Source organism: Eubacterium sp. ER2, assembly GCF_000765215.1.
Classification (GTDB): Bacteria; Bacillota; Clostridia; order Lachnospirales; family Lachnospiraceae; genus Claveliimonas; species Claveliimonas intestinigallinarum.
The window spans coordinates 15703-33489 of record NZ_JPJE01000021.1; the positions used below are offsets into that span (position 1 = coordinate 15703).

The 17787-nt window shown below is 54.7% G+C and carries 14 protein-coding genes and 1 other annotated feature; of the genes, 10 read left to right on the top strand and 4 right to left on the bottom strand.

What is annotated here, in order from left to right:
- Position 1: 1 nt before the first annotated feature.
- Together NI21_RS0108130 and NI21_RS0108135 are read left to right on the top strand one after the other, a co-directional pair.
- A complete protein-coding gene (locus tag NI21_RS0108130) occupies positions 2 to 1180 on the top strand; it encodes an AI-2E family transporter (RefSeq protein ID WP_033125747.1) in 1179 nt (392 codons plus the stop codon).
- Positions 1181 to 1260: 80 nt separating this feature from the next.
- Positions 1261 to 1878: a nucleoside recognition protein gene (locus NI21_RS0108135; RefSeq protein ID WP_033125827.1), complete on the top strand. Its 618-nt coding sequence runs from the start codon at positions 1261 to 1263 to the stop codon at positions 1876 to 1878.
- A gap of 14 nt (positions 1879 to 1892) precedes the next feature.
- Here the strand turns inward: NI21_RS0108135 and NI21_RS0108140 are convergent, their stop codons facing one another.
- Complete coding sequence (locus tag NI21_RS0108140) at positions 1893 to 3281, bottom strand: MATE family efflux transporter (RefSeq protein ID WP_033125748.1); 1389 nt, start codon at positions 3279 to 3281, stop codon at positions 1893 to 1895.
- Between the two features lie 126 nt (positions 3282 to 3407).
- Here NI21_RS0108140 and NI21_RS0108145 point away from each other — a divergent pair, with 126 nt between their 5' ends.
- Positions 3408 to 3938: a spore maturation protein gene (locus tag NI21_RS0108145; RefSeq protein ID WP_033125749.1), complete on the top strand. Its 531-nt coding sequence runs from the start codon at positions 3408 to 3410 to the stop codon at positions 3936 to 3938.
- A 1-nt stretch (position 3939) separates the two neighbouring features.
- Here NI21_RS0108145 and NI21_RS0108150 read toward each other — a convergent pair whose 3' ends face one another.
- Positions 3940 to 4407: an HAD family hydrolase gene (locus NI21_RS0108150; protein WP_033125750.1), complete on the bottom strand. Its 468-nt coding sequence runs from the start codon at positions 4405 to 4407 to the stop codon at positions 3940 to 3942.
- 217 nt (positions 4408 to 4624) lie between these two features.
- Here NI21_RS0108150 and NI21_RS0108155 point away from each other — a divergent pair, with 217 nt between their 5' ends.
- Both NI21_RS0108155 and NI21_RS0108160 read left to right on the top strand, forming a co-directional pair.
- On the top strand, positions 4625 to 5263 hold the full coding sequence (locus tag NI21_RS0108155; protein WP_052084016.1) for a helix-turn-helix domain-containing protein: 639 nt from the start codon (positions 4625 to 4627) through the stop codon (positions 5261 to 5263).
- Positions 5248 to 6066: a hypothetical protein gene (locus NI21_RS0108160; protein ID WP_033125751.1), complete on the top strand. Its 819-nt coding sequence runs from the start codon at positions 5248 to 5250 to the stop codon at positions 6064 to 6066. Before NI21_RS0108155 ends, NI21_RS0108160 begins: the two co-directional genes overlap by 16 nt.
- A 29-nt stretch (positions 6067 to 6095) precedes the next feature.
- Here the strand turns inward: NI21_RS0108160 and NI21_RS0108165 are convergent, their stop codons facing one another.
- Entirely contained in the window at positions 6096 to 7847 is a 1752-nt protein-coding gene (locus NI21_RS0108165; protein WP_033125752.1) for a DUF885 domain-containing protein, read from the bottom strand.
- 149 nt (positions 7848 to 7996) lie between these two features.
- On the opposite strand from NI21_RS0108165, the gene NI21_RS0108170 reads away from it, so the two are divergent.
- The 4 genes from NI21_RS0108170 to NI21_RS0108185 all read left to right on the top strand — a co-directional run bounded on the left by NI21_RS0108170 (position 7997) and on the right by NI21_RS0108185 (position 14607).
- Positions 7997 to 9325: a Wadjet anti-phage system protein JetA family protein gene (locus NI21_RS0108170; RefSeq protein ID WP_033125829.1), complete on the top strand. Its 1329-nt coding sequence runs from the start codon at positions 7997 to 7999 to the stop codon at positions 9323 to 9325.
- A 7-nt stretch (positions 9326 to 9332) separates the two neighbouring features.
- Positions 9333 to 9977, top strand: coding sequence for a DUF4194 domain-containing protein (locus NI21_RS0108175; protein ID WP_033125753.1), 645 nt, complete (start codon positions 9333 to 9335; stop codon positions 9975 to 9977).
- A complete protein-coding gene (locus NI21_RS0108180) occupies positions 9928 to 13284 on the top strand; it encodes an ATP-binding protein (RefSeq protein ID WP_033125754.1) in 3357 nt (1118 codons plus the stop codon). The genes NI21_RS0108175 and NI21_RS0108180 overlap by 50 nt, the downstream gene beginning before the upstream one ends.
- A 69-nt stretch (positions 13285 to 13353) precedes the next feature.
- Positions 13354 to 14607, top strand: a complete 1254-nt coding sequence (locus NI21_RS0108185) for a Wadjet anti-phage system protein JetD domain-containing protein (protein WP_033125755.1) — start codon at positions 13354 to 13356, stop codon at positions 14605 to 14607.
- Positions 14608 to 14609: 2 nt separating this feature from the next.
- Here the strand turns inward: NI21_RS0108185 and NI21_RS0108190 are convergent, their stop codons facing one another.
- Positions 14610 to 15230: a superoxide dismutase gene (locus NI21_RS0108190; protein ID WP_033125756.1), complete on the bottom strand. Its 621-nt coding sequence runs from the start codon at positions 15228 to 15230 to the stop codon at positions 14610 to 14612.
- A 102-nt stretch (positions 15231 to 15332) separates the two neighbouring features.
- Positions 15333 to 15594 (top strand) — a binding site (T-box leader).
- On the opposite strand from NI21_RS0108190, the gene metG reads away from it, so the two are divergent.
- Complete coding sequence (gene metG / locus NI21_RS0108195) at positions 15560 to 17548, top strand: methionine--tRNA ligase (RefSeq protein ID WP_081958021.1); 1989 nt, start codon at positions 15560 to 15562, stop codon at positions 17546 to 17548. Its footprint overlaps the feature before it by 35 nt.
- Positions 17549 to 17787: the final 239 nt, after the last annotated feature.

Here is a 17787-nt window from a genome sequence, read left to right on the forward strand (position 1 = left end):
AATGGATTTAAGCAGGGAAAACATTAAAAAGATAAGAGGACTCATTATTTTCACGGCACTCCTTGTGGTGTGCCTGTGGAAATATGACGTGGTATTTTCAGTGCTGCGTTTTATCTTTGGCGTGACATTTCCGTTTATTCTGGGAGGCGCCTTTGCCTTTGTGCTGAATGTTCCCATGAACTTCTTACAGAGGCATCTGTTTCCGAAAAAGGTCACGGAAAAAAGCAGATTTCTGAAAAAGGCGGCCCGCCCCTTCAGCATGATCGCCGTGATCCTGCTTGTCATTGGCGTGGTAGCCCTTGTCATGCTGGTGCTGATCCCTCAGCTTGGAAGCACGCTGGGAACCCTTGGCAACAGCATTCAGGACTTTATCCCGAGAGTACAGAAGTGGGGGGAGGACATGTTCCGGGACAACGACCAGATCAGCCAGTGGCTGGAAAACCTGGACTTTGACTGGAACCGGATCATGGAAGTGGGGATGTCCTTCTTCCGCAACGGCGCCGGCAGCATGCTGGACTCCACCATCACTGTGGCCCGCAGTATCATCAGCGGACTCACCACATTTTTCATTGCCTTTGTGTTTGCCTGCTATATCCTTCTCCAGAAGGAGAAGCTGAACGTGCAGGTGCGAAAGGTACTCTATGCCTTTATCCCAAGGGGAAGAGCGGAGGCGGCGCTGGAAGTATTTTCGCTGACCTACAGCACATTTTCCAGCTTTCTCACAGGCCAGTGCGTGGAGGCCATCATCCTGGGGACCATGTTTGTCGTCGCCATGACGATCTTCAACATGCCCTACGCTCTGCTGGTGGGTGTGGTCATCGCCTTCACAGCGCTGATCCCCATATTCGGGGCCTTCATCGGATGCGCCATCGGAGCGTTTCTGATCTTCATGGTGGATCCTGTCAGGGCCCTCGGGTTCATCGTCCTCTTTCTGGTGCTGCAGCAGATCGAGGGGAATTTCATATATCCCCACGTGGTGGGCAATTCCGTGGGACTGCCCTCCATCTGGGTGCTGGCAGCAGTCAGCCTGGGCGGCAGTCTGATGGGGGTTGTGGGTATGCTGATCTTCATCCCCATCGTCTCTGTGGTCTACGCCCTCTTCCGAGAGGTGGTGTATCTGAAGCTGAAGAAGCAGCAGATCACGCCGGAGGAGATCGAGGCGGAAGTGAAAAGAGAATAGCATTGCAGGAAAGACGGGCGGTATATCCGCTCGTTTTTTTCATAGGATATAAAAAAGATAAATTTTACAGGGAGACAGACATGCTGAATTATCTCTGGGCGGGAATGATCGTTGTCGGCATCGTGTATGCGGCGTGTACGGGACATATCGTGGAGGTGACCAACGCGGCGCTGGACTCCTCCAAGGAGGCCATCACTCTGTGCATCACCATGGCGGGGGTGATGGCCTTCTGGACAGGGCTCATGGAGATCGCCCAGAGGGGCGGGCTGATCCGGGCGCTGACAGGGCGGATGGCGCCGGTGCTTAAATTCCTTTTCCCGGGACTGCCGGTCGGGCATCCGGCGAGAGAACACATTGCCACGAATTTCATCGCCAATGTGCTGGGGCTTGGCTGGGCGGCCACGCCGGCAGGGCTTCGGGCCATGGAGGAGCTGGGAAAGCTGGAGGAGGACAGGAGAGCGGGCCGGGCGGCAGGGCCGGCAAGGAAGCGGGGGATCGCCAGCAATGAGATGTGCACCTTCCTTATCATAAATATCTCTTCGCTCCAGCTTATCCCGGTGAACGTGATCGCCTATCGCAGCCAGTACGGGAGCGTGAACCCGGCGGCTATCGTGGGGGCCGGGATCCTGGCCACATCGGTGAGCACAGGGGCGGCGATCCTGTTTTGCAGGGTGATGGAGAGAAAAAGGAGGGCCTGACGCCCTCCAGCTATTTAATCTTGTTTTGCAGTTTCTTTTTCCTTCCTGTTAAGCAGAGGCCACACAGTCAGCAGCATGGTGACGAAGCAGGCCGTGCCGCCCACAAAGTTGGAGATGGGCTCGGCCAGGAACACGCCGTCTGTGCCAAGTCCGCCCACAGCGGGCAGGATCAGGGTCAGCGGGATCACGATGATCACCTTCCGGAACAGGGAGAAGAAGACCGCCTGCTTGGAGCGGCCCAGGGCCACGGCTGTGGACTGGCCGGCAAACTGCAGGGACATCATGAAGATGCCTGCAAAGTAGATGCGCATGGCGGGCACGCCCTTCTCGATCAGCTCCGGATCGCTGTTGAAGAGGTGGATGAAAAAGTGTGGGAAGAAGAACAAAAGGGCCCAGGCGAAGAAGGAAAATACGATACACGCCCAGGAGGTGAATTTGATCGCTGATTTCACCCTTCTGTATTCCCCGGCGCCGTAATTGTAGCTCATGACAGGCTGGGCGCCGTTTGTCAGCCCGTTGGCAGGCATGGTGATGATCTCCCGCACGGAGTTAATGACCGTCATGATGCCCACGTACAGGTCGCCGCCGTAGTGCTGCAGGGTGGCGTTGCACATGATCTGCACAGATCCGTTCGTGACGGACATGATAAAGCCGGACAGTCCCAGTCCGGTGATTTTTTTTATGATTGGAAGCTCCGGTTTCATGTAAGCGCGGGACAGAGTGATGACCGCCTTTTTCCCGGTGAGGAAATGGAAGACCCACACAGCGGACACGAACTGGGAGATGATGGTGGCCAGCGCGGCTCCCTGGACGCCCATGCCGAACACAAAGATAAACAGGGGATCCAGAACCAGGTTCAGCACAGCTCCAATGGATACAGAGAGCATACCTGTGACGCCGAAGCCCTGGGCGTTGATAAAGTTGTTCATGCCAAGGCTCACCATCACAAAGAGCGTGCCGCACAGGTAAATAGTGAGGTAGGCGTCCGCATAGGGATAGGTTACATCGCTGGCGCCGAAAAGATACATCAGCGGGCGGCGGAAAATGTAGCACAGGACGGCAAGGATCGCACCGCTTACAAGGAGCATGGTAAAGGAATTTGCCATGATCTTTTTTGCCTTTTCTGTCTCGCCTCCTCCCCTGGCAATGGAGAAGAGAGGGGCGCCGCCGGTGCCGAACAGGTTGGCAAAGGCAGTGATGATAGTGATGACGGGAAGAGTGAGGCCGATCCCGGTCAGGGCCTGGGTGGAGGTGTGGGGAATGTGACCGATGTAGATCCGGTCCACCACATTATATAAGACGTTGATGAGCTGTGCGCAGGTCATGGGGACAGCGAGCCTCAAAATATTTCCGGCTACGCTTCCCTTGCTGAAATCGCTGGAATTCTGTGCTGTATTCTGCATGAGATCACCTTCTGCTACGTAAAATTTCTGTAAATAGTATAGACGTTTTTGAAATGGTTTTCAAGATTTCTTCATATACATAAGAGAGGTGTATTTCAGATGTGATCAGCGAAAAGAGGGATAGCGATGGAACTGTTTATGATCATTTCGAACATGATCATCCCTGTGGTGATACTGGGGGTCGTCTGCTTTGGGGTGTCCAGAAGGGTGCAGGTGTACGATGCGTTTATCGAGGGGGCAAACAGCGGATTTCATATTGTGGTGAAGATCATGCCAACTATGGTGGCGCTGATGATCGCGGTGGGGATTTTGAGAGCGTCTGGATTTCTGGATATGATGGCCTCCCAGATCGGTCGGCTGACAGACCAGATCGGATTTCCGGGAGAGCTGGTGCCTCTCACTGTTGTGAAAATGTTTTCCTCCTCAGCAGCCACCGGGCTTCTACTGGATATTTTCAAGGAATTTGGTACGGATACATACATAGGCCTTGTAGCCTCTATCAGCATGTCCTGCACGGAGACGATCTTCTATACCATGAGTGTATATTTTATGACGGCAAAGGTGACGAGGACGAGGTTTACCCTGGCCGGGGCCCTCATCGCCACATTTGCCGGGCTGGCCGCCAGCGTGGTGCTGGCCGCGGGGATGGCGAGGTAGATCATCCCCGCAGCGACGCAATAATGCGGTGGGGCTTCAGGAAGAGCTCCATGGCGTCCAGAATGGAGGGGACGCACAGGTCTGTGGCTGTCATGAGCCTTCCGTACATGCCCTCCTGACCCAGCACGGACACAGAGAAGGCGGCCTCCCGGCACATGAGAAGGTCGTTTCGGCCATTGCCGATGGCGGCGCAGTTCTCCTTGCCAAGAGAGTAGAGGATGTTCTGCTTTTCCTGCATGGCGGCATCATTTGGGAAGGTCAGGATGTCCACCGGCAGACCCTCGCACATCTGACGGGCTGTGCCGTTTGTGTCAGCCGTCAGCACATAGATGTGGAACAGGTCAGAGAGCTGGCGGATCTTGTTTGCCACCGCCTCCGAGATGATGCCGTCCAGGGCGATTGTGCCGTTATAGTCCAGAAGAAGATATTTCAGGTCCAGTGAGGGATAGCCGGGAATTTCTATTTTCATGAATCTTTCGTCCTTTCTGTGAAAGCCGGTCAGCCGGCGTTTTTCTGTGTGGATTTCCGGGCTCCGGTGAGGAGCCCTGCTTAGAATAACATAGCATATTTGTGGGGAAATATCTATATACGGAAGGAGAAACCAGGAGAAAATAAAAGTAAAAAAATTAATTTATTTACACTCTTGTAATCTTATGATATTCTGAAGATAGAAGGGAGGGAGCGGTATGGAGAAGGAGCAAAGGCTTCTTTGGCAGTGCCTGGAAATCTTCGGGACGGATGATCCGGAGCAATGGAAGAAAATTATGGAAAAGGCAAAGAAGTACGATGAGCTGATGCGTGGAGCCAGGCCGGTAAATCCCAGGGGAGCCGGGAGAAAAGGGCTGGAAGAGGAGAAGGCCGATGCGATACGCAGAATGTACCGGAAGGGCGTATCTGTCGCGGGAATTGCAAGGGAGATGTCTGTCAGCCGGCCTACGGTCTACCGGTATGTTGGAGAGCTCAGGCGGTGGGAGAGTCATCCCTCTGTTCAGATGCAGCTGGAATATATGTACAAAGACAGAGTGTGTACGGTCATCGATGTGGATTGGAAAAATCAGACAATCTATGTGGAAAACCATACGGACCAGCTTCCTCTGACAGCCTTTGGGGTCAATAAAACGCCTGGCTGGGAGGAATTCAGGGAGTTTCTGGAGGACAGATGTGTTCCCAGGACAAGGTTTCATTTAAAGGAGCTTCTGAGAGATATGGGGGTGGACTTTTACGACCCCATGCTGATCATAGAAGAGACAGAGGGGAGAATGGCTGAAGACGATCAGTGGATCAGAATACATTACCGGGAGGGCGCGCTATGTCAGGAAGGATAAAGCTGGATATTCTGAACCGGGATGATCTGAGGGGGCACTCGTCAAAGGGAAACCAGCTGAAGGCAAGGGGTGGAAGCTACTGGTATAAAGCGGACTGCATGGGATACGAGGGGCTGGCGGAGACAGTTGTATCCTCTCTTCTGTCCCGCTCAGGGATTTTGGAAACGGTTCTCTATGAACCGGTGGAAATGGAATATAGATCACATGTGTATACAGGGTGCAGAAGCAGGAGCTTTTTAATGGAGGGTGAGTCTCTTCTCACAGTGGAAAAGCTGATCCGTCTGTACACAGGGAAAAGCGCGGCAAGGACCATGGCTCACATGGCGGATGTGAAGGATCGCATCTGCTATCTGGTGAATGTGATCACAGAGATTACGGGATTGACAGATTTTGGGAAATATCTTACGGCTATGCTGGAGATAGACGCCTTTTTCCTGAATGAGGACAGGCATACCAATAACATTGGGGTGATCTATCAGCCGGAGACCAGACGGTTTCGGCACTGCCCGTATTTTGATCATGGCCTGGCGCTGCTTGCGGACACAATGACGGTCTTTCCCCTGGGGGAAGCCTTGGAAAAATGTATGGAGAAAATCGAGGCAAAGCCGTTTTCAAGAAGCTTTGATGAACAGATGGATGCTGCGGAAGAAATGTATGGCCAGCAGGTGCATTTCCGGTTTTCTGTAAAAGAGGCAATAGAAGTACTGGAGGAGTGCAGATCCTGCTACTCTGAGGATGTGCTGGAGCGGGTGGAACAGATCCTGCGATGGCAGATGTGGAAATACAGGTATCTGTTCCAGTAAAGCTTCTCCACTGCAAAGACGATCCGTCCCTACCTCGCTTCCCGCACCGCCCTCTCCACGATCTCAAAGGGCGCGGGCCCGGTGTCCAGCACGGCCTTGTGAAACCGTTTCTGGGAGAAGTCCTCTCCCCATTCTCTGACGGCCGTCTTTTTCAGCTCCAGAAATTCCACATACCCGATATAGTATTTCAGATAATTGCCCGGGTCTCCGAGGATAAGGTCGTAGATGTCCCGTATGGTCTCTGTGTCCGTGATGCCGAAGCTGCGGAAGAAGGCCACCGTCTCGGTAAGAGACCAGCCGTCGTAGTGGATGCCCATGTCGGCCAGGGCGTAGAGACCTAAGATGACAGAGGCGTTCCGCTGCTCCAGGAGAGCTCTGTCCTCATCCATGCCGGTGAAGTAGTAGGAGAGCATTTCCACATAGGTGGCCCAGCCCTCTGTGTAGCCCCCGAAGGAGAGGAGACTGCGGACAGGGTCAGGATCCGTGGAAGCGTAGTACACGTTCTGGTAGAGATGCCCCGGATAGCCCTCGTGGGCCAGGGTGGTGAAGAGTGTCAGGTCGTCGGGGAGGTGTCCCTGGTTGATGTAGATCACATTTTCCTCTGCGTTGTCCACCGCGGGCACCATGTAGAAGGCGGGGCTTACGTACTCCGCCATCTCCTCCTGCACGAATTTGATCTCTGCGGTGACCTCCGGCAGGGAGGGGAAGGAGGAGGCAGTCTTCTCCCTCAGATCTGCTAGGATGGCTTCCGGGTTAGAGTCATCCAGGGTGAAAATGGAGGCGGAGGCGGCCTTCGTCTCCTCCGGCGCTTCTCCCTCCCCTTGGGACAGGGGAGCTACGGACTGCATGGCGGACAGATCCTCCATCATTTGCTCTCTGGTCAGGTTCTGGAGCTGGGGGACTGTGCGGGCGGAGCCGGTGTCCCGCTTCACGATGTACTCATAGTATTTTTTCCCATCCGGGTAATAGCACAGGCCGCACTCGTTTGTGCCTGTGTCCTTCAGGGCGGACACGGCGGCCGTCAGACGGTTGTAGGCGGGGAACAGGCAGTCATACACCAGATCCCGGTGCTGCAGGATGCAGGCCTCTTTCTGGCTGTCGGTGAGCTCTGTCAGCTTTTCCAGCCTGGACTGGAAGGAGGAGAAAAGGTAGTGGCTGTCTCCCAGGGCGGTGAAGGCGGCGCACTCGTCCAGCACATCCTGGGCGTTCCTTGAGGACATGAAAAGCCCGGCCCTTGACTTTGCCTGCTCAAAGGAGATGAGGGAGTCAAAGTAGGCGGGAACCTCCTCCAGGAGAGCCAGGTAGGTGTCCACGTCCTCCGGGGTGTCAAAGGAGAACTCGCACAGGAGGATGGGGAGCTGGGCCTGGACGCCGGTGAGGGGACTTAAGGGCTCCTCGTAGAGGGCGTAGGGAGAGCCCTGGAGGGCTGTCTCCAGCCAGGACTTCAGCACATCGAAGGTGAGCTGGTTTTCCGGGGAGAGCTTTTTGTACCGGAAATCCTCCAGGAGGGCCAGGCAGTTCTCAAGGGATGCGGCGGAGGCGGCTGTGTCGGCGCCAAAGGATCCCAGGGTCACAGGCGCGTCCTGGATGCCGTAGCTTTCCGGCTCCTTTACCGTATAGTGGAGTGTGATGGTGTCGGCTGCCACCTCCTGCCGGAACAGCTCCAGGGTGAACTGGCGGAAGAGGTCATTTTCGTCAGGACCGGGGAACAGGCTGCAGGAGGTCAGACAGGGAAGCAGCAGGCAGACGAGAAGCATGAGGGAAGTACACTTTTTGCGCATGGACGCCTCCTGGAATGAACAGAGTATTTTATCTATAGATATGCGGGGCAGACGGGGAAAATTCGCCCGGGAAAAGCGGTTTTCACGGGTTTGGGAGATGTGGTATAATGGTTGTGCATTTGTCCCATATGAAAAGACAGGAGAAGCATATGAAATACCTATACGAAATCCCGGACTCCTTCTGGAGCCTGTTCCGCTCCAGAAACCGGGATATATACATAGAAGCGCTGCTTCAGATCAACGAGGAATACGAGTACAACAATTACTTCCTGAGCCGGGAGGTGTGCCTGGAGATCCTGGGGAATTTCTATACCCAGAAGAAGGTCACCCTGGAGGCGGAAGAGTCGGAGGACGAGCTGGACATGCTGGAGACGCCGGCATCCAGGATCCTGAACTGGCTCCTTAAGACTCAGTGGCTGAAAAAGATCGAGGATTTTAATACCCTTGTGACCAATATTGTCATCCCCGACTACGCAGCCATTTTCATAGAGGCCTTTGACCGGCTGACCCGGGAGGGGATGGAGGACACGGAGCTGTACATCCAGAACGTGTACGCCACTTTGTACTCCTTCCAGAACAATCCCAGGCTGAACAGCGCCATGCTCCGCTCCGCCCTGGTGAACACGAGGAAGCTTAATAAGGCTCTGCAGGATATGCTCCACAATATGGACCGGTTTTACGGGCGGCTGCTGGAGCAGAAGGAGTACGGCCAGCTCCTGGCCGAGCACCTGGAGGGGTATGTGGAGGAGGTTGTCCGGAAGAAATACCACATTTTAAAGACAAGCGACAACTTTTACATTTACAAAATGGATATCAAAGAGTGCCTGGAGAAAATGCGGGAGGACGAGACGATCTACGACCGCATCGGCGAGGAGGGGCTGGACATCCTGGACCGGATCGAGAGGAGCTTTGACGACATTGAGCGGCGCATCGCCAATATGGACAAGGAGAACACAAAGTACATCCGGGCCACTGTGACCAGGCTCAACTATCTCCTGAACGGGGAGACGGACACAAAGGGGCTTGTGATCCAGCTTCTGAACCAGCTCGGAAAAGAGGGAAAGGAGGAGGAGAGGATCCGTAAGACTGCCTCGCGGATGAACCTGTCCCTCTTTGAAATCCTGTCGGAGAAATCCCTCTACAAGAGGAGAAGGCCGAAGAAGGATTTTGTCAGCCAGCTTGAGCGGGAGGAGGAGCCCCGGGAGCTCTCAAAGGAGGACGTCCTGAAGCTGAACCGCATCCACACCCGGTATACGAGGAAGCAGATCGAGGAGTTCATTGAGGAGCATATGACCGGAGAGCAGATGCGGCTCGCGGATATGAAGGTGGAGGATGACGAGGATTTTGAGAAGATCATCCTGGCCTACGACTACAGTACAAAGCACGGCAGCAGGTACCAGGTGATCGAGGAAGGCGGCCTGGTGGAGAGCGGGAAATACCGCTATCCGAAGCTGACATTCGTGCGCAGGAGGGTGTGAGAAGGATATGATCGATTACACAGAGCAGCTAAGCGATGAGGAGAGGGAGCAGATTACCGAAGTGATCCGGCTTCTGTACAGGCAGACCTTTATTCTGGAGAGAAAATACGACAGGAGGGCCGAGAGATGGCAGTACAGCAGGGAGTATAAGATCTGTGTCCAGCACATGGAATTTTTGAAGGCGTACTTCCAGGTGGCGGGCATTGAGCTTGTGGAAAATATCTACCTGGGCGTGATCTACATCCGGGACGGCATGCTCATGGGCGAGAAGCTTCCGCGGCTTGCCACCATTTACATCCTTGTGCTGAAGATTCTGTACGACGAGCAGATGGCCCAGGTGTCGTCCAGCACAAGGATCGTGACAACGCTGGGGGCGGTGAACGGCAAAGCCGGGGAGTTCCAGGTGATGAAATCCCTGCCGTCTCCCACGGAGATACGGCGCAGCATTGCCCTTCTGAAGAAATATCAGATCATAGAGCCTCTGGACATTCTGGAGGAGTTAAACGAGGGGACCAGGATGATCATTTACCCTACCATCAACATGGTACTCACCGGGGACGATATCCGGGCGCTCTTAAAGACATTTGGCGAGGAGGAGAACAGTGGAGACGAAACAGGCGTTCAAAATACTATCGAAGATCTGTCTGAATAACTGGCATTATATAGACAGAAAGGTGTTGTCGCTGAACAAGGAAGTAAATTTCTTTACCGGCCACTCGGGAAGCGGAAAGTCCACAGTCATTGACGCGCTTCAGATCGTCCTGTACGCCAACACGGATGGGCGGGGCTTTTTCAACAAGGCGGCGGCCGATGACTCGGACCGGAGCCTGATCGAGTATCTGCGGGGCATGGTCAACATCAGCGACAACAATGAGTCCCAGTATCGGAGAAACAAAAATTTTTCCAGCACCATCGTGCTGGAGTTCACAAACAGCGTCACCGGAGAGCAGGAGTGCGTGGGCGCCTCCTTTGACGTGGAGACGGCCACCAACGAGATCAGCCGCCTCTTCTTCTGGCACAGGGGCGAACTCCTTCCCAACCTGTACCGTGGAGAGGGGCGGGTCCTGTCCACCGTGGAGGTGCGGGAGTATCTGCAGAGGAATTTCCCCCAGGACGGCTACTACTGCGGCCCCAGCAATGAGAGGTTCCGCCGCCAGCTCTACGACGTGTATCTGGGAGGGCTGGACAAGGAGAAGTTCCCCAGGCTTTTCAAGAGGGCGATCCCCTTCCGCATGAACATCCGGCTGGAGGACTTTGTGAAGGAGTACATCTGCATGGAGCAGGATATCGAGATCCAGGACATGCAGGAGAGCGTCATGCGCTACGGGCAGATGCGCAGCAAGATTGAGGCTACACTGAAAGAAATTCAATCGTTGACAAAAATAGAAGAAAGTTTCTCTCTCTATAAGGAGAAAAAGACAGAGGAGGAGAGCTGGCTGTACCGGGCCCTGCGCCTGGAAATCCTCCAGCTTCGCCGCCGTCTGGAGGGCATCCGGGACCGGAAGGCCCAGGAGGAGAAGGAGAAAAAGGAGCAGCAGAGCCTGAAGGAGAGGACAGACAGGGAGGCGGAGGAGCTGCAGAGGCAGTACGAGGACATCATCGTCCGCATTGCCCAGACCGGGTACGAGGAGCTGAAGGATAAGCTCTCCCAGGTCAATCTGTTCCTGGAGCATCTGTCCGCCAGCAGGAGCAGCCTGCAGAAGACAAAGGAGAGCATGGAGGAGTGGAAGAAGCAGGACATGGTGTCCAACCCCATGCTCAGAGATATGGAAAAGCTCTGCCAGGGCAGCATCACAGAGGAGGAGCTCCAGCGGCTCAAGGACAATTTCACCGACATCCGGCGGGAGCTGGAGGAGGAGAGAGGCGAGCTGGGCGCCCAGCTTCGGGCTATGAAAAAGGAGATGCAGGCGGCCCGCCAGGAGATCGCTGACCTGAAGCAGGGAAAGAAGGCCTATCCCCGGGAGCTGGAGGAGGCCAGATACTATATCCGGGAGGAGCTCCAGAAGAGGGCCGGAAAATTTGTGAACGTACAGATTTTGGCGGATATGCTGGAGGTCAGGGACGAGACATGGCACAATGCGGTGGAGGGCTATCTGGGGAACAACAAGCTGTCCCTCATGGTGGAGCCGGCCTACGCAAAGGAGGCCATGGAGATCTATGAGACCATGGATAAAAAGAAATTCTGGCGCGCCGCCGTGGTGGACACGGAGCGCCTCATGCAGGGCAGCCACCCGGTCAGGGAGGGTGCTCTGGCAGAGGAGGTGAAGGCGGGGACAGACTTTGCCCAGGTCTACACGGATTTCCTTCTTGGCAGGGTGATCAAGTGCCGGGATATCGACGAGCTGCGGCAGCAGACTGTGGGCATCACCCCCGGGTGCATGCTGTACAAGAGCTATAAGCTGCAGCATATCAATCCGGAGAATTACACAGAGCGCGCCTCTATCGGCGAGAACAGTCTCCGGAAGAGGAGAAAGAGGCTGGAGGAAAAGCTGGAGAAGCTGGAGAAGCAGAGGGTGCCCCTGGAAGAGCGCCAGGAGGAGATCCGCTCTGTCCTTGCCATGGACTATCTGGACCGCCCCGCCGGAGAGTACTTGAGCATGATAAAGGATATCCGGATGATCGGCGAGAAGGAAAAAGAAAGAGAAATGCTGCAGAGCCAGATACAGGAGCTCAAGGAGGAGAATGTAGGCAGGCTTGAGCGGGAGAAGGAGGAGCTGAGGGAGCGCCAGACAAGGAAAAAGCAGCAGGCAGACGGCATCCAGAAGGCCATCTGGCAGCATGAGAGAAGGATCCAGGAGGCGGATCAGGAGTATCTGGATTTGGATGAAGAGTTAAATGAGAAACAGAAAAGTTTCAAAGAAAACGAAGAATTTGCGGAGAGCTTCCAATCCTATATGGAGAGCAGGAAGAGCTCCAACTATGAGTACCTGAAAAATCTCTGCTTCCGGGAGCAGGCTGTCTGCCGGGAGGAGAGGGAGAAGAGATACCAGGAGCTGGTGGACATCCGCAGCAGCTACCTGCGGGAGTACCCCCACCGCACATTCTCGGCCAGCGCGGAGGACAATGGAGATTACGAGAAGCTCCTGAACACGCTCCAGTGCGACCATCTGGAGGAGTACAAGGAGAAAGCGGCGGAGCAGGCCAGGACCGCGGTCCAGCATTTCAAGGAGGACTTTATCTACAAGATCCGCAGCGCCATCAAGGAGGCGCTCCAGCGAAAGGATGAGCTGAACCGGATCATCAGCCGGCTGGACTTCGGAAAGGACAAGTACCAGTTTGTGATCACCAGGAACAAGGGGGCCTACGGGGAATACTATGACATGTTCATGGACGACTCCCTGGAGATCGATCCTTCCCAGCTCTCCTACAATATGGAGAACCAGATGAACCTGTTTACCATGGAGCACGAGGAGAAGTACGGGGAGCTGATAGGGGAGCTGATCCAGATCTTCATCCCGCCGGAGAACGCCTCCGCCGAGGAGATGGAGGAGGCAAAGCAGAATATGCGGAAATACTCGGACTACCGCACATACCTCTCCTTTGACATGCAGCAGATCGTGCGGGGCGAGAAGAACATGCACATTGGTCTTGGAAAGATGATCTCCAAGAACTCCGGCGGGGAGGGCCAGAATCCCCTCTATGTGGCGCTTCTGGCCAGCTTTGCCCAGCTCTACCGTCTGGACTATTCGCCCAGAGTCCGCAGGAACCCCACCATCCGCCTTGTCATCCTGGACGAGGCCTTTTCCAAGATGGATGCGGAGAAGGTGGCTACCTGCATCGAGCTGATCCGGGGGCTTGGCTTCCAGGCTATCATCAGCGCCACCAACGACAAGATCCAGAACTATCTGGAGAACGTGGACAAGACCTTTGTCTTCGCCAACCCGGACAAGCAGAACATCTCCATCATGGAGTTTGAGAAGCAGGATTTTGACGAGCTGATGGAGGAGGCTGAAGAATAAGCCGGGATACAGGCGGAAGACACACCGGGAGCGAAGATCGGCGCGGAGAACAGGAGCGGAGGTAATTCTGTGGACGGATACAGAGGCGGCTACATTGTCAGGAAGATCATTGAAAATTATGAGAAGAAGAAAAATGACTGGAACCATTCCCTGGAGGGGCGCCGCAGCCTGAAGATCCATCAGGAGGATTTTGATAAAGCGGAGAGGGAGGCGGGCGCCCCGAGGGGAGCAGGCCGTGACCTGGTGGTCCGGGAGATGCTGGAGCTGGAGCGCCTGGGACTGATCCCCAAAAAGGAAGTGCGCTGGCAGAATTATAAGCAGGATTTCAGCGAATTTCACTACTATAACAAAGACATGCCCGTCTATTATAAAATGGCGGGAAAGACGCCCAAGTATGAGACTGCCGCCGCGTACAAGCGGGAGCTGGAGGAGCTGGCCGGTGCACTGCGCAGACAGTGGCTCAGGGACTATGTCAGAGACCGCTGGAGGGAGGCGTACAGCGGAAAGCTGAAGGCAAAGGAGTTGAGCCGGATCTTCGGACAGGGGAGAAAGGAGCAGTACTTTGCCTGCCTGAAGGGGCTGGATGAGCTGGAGGAGCCTGTCTATGTACAGATCTTCAGCAGCCGGTATCTGGGGCGTCCCAAGATTTTCAGGGATGACCCGGCCGGGTTCAGGGGCTGGGTGGTCCAGATGGCACGGGACTACCACCCGGATATAGACAGAGCTATGGATGACTCCCAGGTGCTCTCCTGGCTCTACATAGAAGAGTACTCCCAGCAGATGGAGGTGAAGGGGCCGCTGCGCCTGGAGATCGAAGGGCAGACTGTGGACCTGGGAAAGCTGCGGTACGGCACGGTCCTCAACAGCGAGACGCTGAAGAGCGCCCGCATCTGCCGGCAGCAGAACATCCGGCGGATCGTGACGATAGAGAACAGGGCCAGCTTTATCTGCGAGCCCTTTGAGGAGGAGACACTGTATGTCTTCACCCACGGCTTCCTCTCTCCCAAGGAGAGAGATTTCCTGAAGAACCTTGCGGAAGTGCTGAAGGACAGGACCGTGGAATATCTGCACAGCGGGGACATGGATTTCGGAGGACTTCGTATCTTCTGCTTCATCCAGGACAATCTCTTCCCGGATGTCAGGCCGCTGTATATGAGCGCAGAGCTCTACCGACGCCACCTGTCGTCGGGATATAAGATGGAGCCGGGAGCGCTCCGGGACCTGGAGAGGATGAGCGCAGACCTGCCGGAGGAGCTGGAAGAGCTCAGGCAGGAGATGCTGAAGACCGGCAAGGGTTTGGAGCAGGAGATGCTGCTCATATGATCTCACATGCAGCGGCGGAAACGGGCTTCCGCGCAGGACCAGTTTACGACCCGGAACCAGTCGTCGATATAGCTGGCGCGCATGTTGTAATGCTTCAGATAGTAGGCGTGCTCCCAGACGTCTATGGCCAGCAGCGGCAGGCAGCAGCGCAGGTTTGGCGTGTCCTGGTTCGCGGAGGTGGCGATGCATAAAGCGCCCTTTTCCCAGACAAGCCACGCGTAGCCGGAGCCGAACACAGAGAGGGCGGCCCCCTTAAAGCAGGATCTGAAATGTTCCGTGCTGCCGAACTGTCTGGTTATCTGCGTAGAGAGGGCGGGCGCCTGTCCCCGGGTGCCTGCCTTTGTCATGCCCTCAAAGAAGAAGCGGTGATTGAACACACCGCCCGCGTTGTTGAGCAGAGGAGTCCGGAGCTGGCAGGGCAGTCTGTCACGGCTGACCAGCAGCTCTGTCAGAGAGTACTTCTGAAGAGATGGATCAGCTTCAAGGAGCTGGTTCAGGTTGTCGATATATGTCTGGAGATGCCGGTCATGGTGCAGCCGCATGGTCTTTTCGTCGATGAAGGGCTCCAGGGCGTCATAGGCGTAGGGGAGCGGGGTGTTGAAAAAGGGATAGTGATCATTCATGTTCATTTCCAATTAGGGTTTTTAACAGTATATGCATGGAGCTGACACCTTGACATTTCTCTTCCCCTATGCTACGATTTGAGACAGATTATTTTTCATAATAGAAACGCTGTGACGAAGAGAGTAGGTTCGGGAAAGTTTTACAGAGAAATTTCCGTATGCTGAGAGGAAATGGATGGAAGCGGGCTGAAGATGGCTTCCGAGCGGCGCAGACGAACGGGGAGAAGCCTAAGTGCTCAATGTAAGTCTGTGAAGGGACCGCCCTCTACAGCGGAGAGATGTCGGCCGAACCGGCACCTTATGAGGTTTCTGCCGCGAGGCAGGAGTGAATGAGAAGTGGTAACACGGTAAATTCGTCTTCTCTGATTTCCAATGGGAGTCAGAGAAGATTTTTTTATGAAAAAAGGAGAGTAGAGAGTATGGAAAAACAGAAGTATTACATCACAACAGCCATTGCTTACACATCAGGCAAGCCCCACATCGGGAACACCTACGAGATCGTGCTGGCAGACGCCATTGCCAGGTACAAGAGGAGCCAGGGGTATGACGTGTTCTTCCAGACCGGAACCGACGAGCACGGGCAGAAGATCGAGCTGAAGGCCGAGGAAGCCGGCGTGACGCCAAAGGAGTTTGTGGACAATGTGGCAGGGGAGATTAAGAGAATCTGGGATCTGATGAACACCTCCTACGACAAGTTCATCCGCACCACGGATCCGGATCACGAGAAGCAGGTGCAGAAGATTTTCAAAAAGCTGTACGACCAGGGAGATATTTACAAGGGATATTACGAGGGGATGTACTGCACTCCCTGCGAGTCCTTCTTCACAGAGTCCCAGCTTGTGGATGGCAAATGTCCGGACTGCGGCCGGGAGGTGCAGCCTGCAAAGGAAGAGGCCTATTTCTTTAAGATGAGCAAATATGCGGACCGGCTCATCGAGCACATCAACACCCATCCCGAGTTCATCCAGCCGGTGTCAAGGAAAAATGAGATGATGAACAATTTCCTCCTCCCGGGACTGCAGGATCTGTGCGTGTCCAGGACCTCCTTTAAATGGGGAATTCCGGTGGACTTTGACCCGGACCATGTAGTGTACGTGTGGCTGGACGCCCTGACCAACTATATTACCGGAATCGGATATGACTGTGACGGGGAGAGCACAGAGCAGTTCAAGAAAAACTGGCCGGCAGACCTCCATTTGATCGGAAAGGATATTATCCGTTTCCACACCATTTACTGGCCCATCTTCCTCATGGCCCTGGATCTGCCCCTTCCCAAGCAGGTGTTTGGGCACCCATGGCTTCTCCAGGGAGACGGCAAGATGAGCAAGTCCAAGGGAAATGTGCTCTACGCGGATGAGCTGGTGGATTTCTTCGGCGTGGACGCTGTGCGCTACTTTGTGCTCCATGAGATGCCCTTTGACAACGACGGCGTGATCTCCTGGGAGCTGATGGTAGAGAGAATGAACTCTGACCTGGCAAACACCCTTGGAAATCTGGTAAACCGCACGATTTCCATGACAAATAAATACTTTGGCGGCACAGTGACAGACAAGGGCGTGTCCGGGGAAGTGGACGCGGATCTGAAGGCTGTGACAGAGAACATGCCAAAGGCAGTGGAGAGCAAAATGGACGACCTGCGGGTGGCGGATGCCATCACAGAGATCTTTACCCTGTTCAAGCGCTGCAACAAATACATTGATGAGACCATGCCCTGGGCCCTTGCAAAGGACGAGGTAAAGAGGGACCGCCTCGAGACTGTGCTCTTTAATCTGATCGAGAGCATCAAAGCCGGCGCGGCGGCGCTGGAGCCCTTTATGCCTGAGACATCAGAGAAGATCCTGGCACAGCTGGGAGACGGCAAGGTGACAGAGAAGCCGGAGATCCTCTTCCAGAGACTGGATCTTGAGGAGGTCATGAAAAAGGTGGAGGAGCTTCATCCCCATGTGGAAGAGAAGGAAGAAGCGGAAAATGTGATCGATATAGAGGCAAAGCCGGAGATCACATTTGAGGAGTTCGGAAAAATGCAGTTCCAGGTGGGCGAGATCATCGAGTGCGAGGCTGTGAAGAAGTCCAAAAAGCTTCTCTGCTCCAAGGTGCGCGTGGGAAGCCAGATCAAACAGATCGTGTCCGGCATTAAGTCCAACTACACGCCGGAGGAGATGGTAGGCAAGAAGGTCATGGTGCTTGTGAACCTGAAGCCGGCCAAGCTGGCAGGTGTGCTCTCAGAGGGCATGCTGCTCTGCGCTGAGGATGCAGACGGCAATCTGGCCCTCATGACGCCGGAGAAGGATATGCCGGCAGGAGCACAGATCTGCTAAAAGCGGGCGGAAGCAGGAAAGAACTCCGTAATTTGGAAAACAGAAAATATACAGAATGTATCTTTTGAAGGCAAAAAGCTGCGGGGCCAGTGCTCCGCAGCTTTTTTGCAGCCACAGGCATATAACAATTCATATTAAGGATTGCATAAGTGCAAAAATTATGTTATTTTAATAGCATCAGGACAGCACAGGATGCTGCCGGAAACAATTATTTTCACGCCGCAGATGTCAGAGCGGCA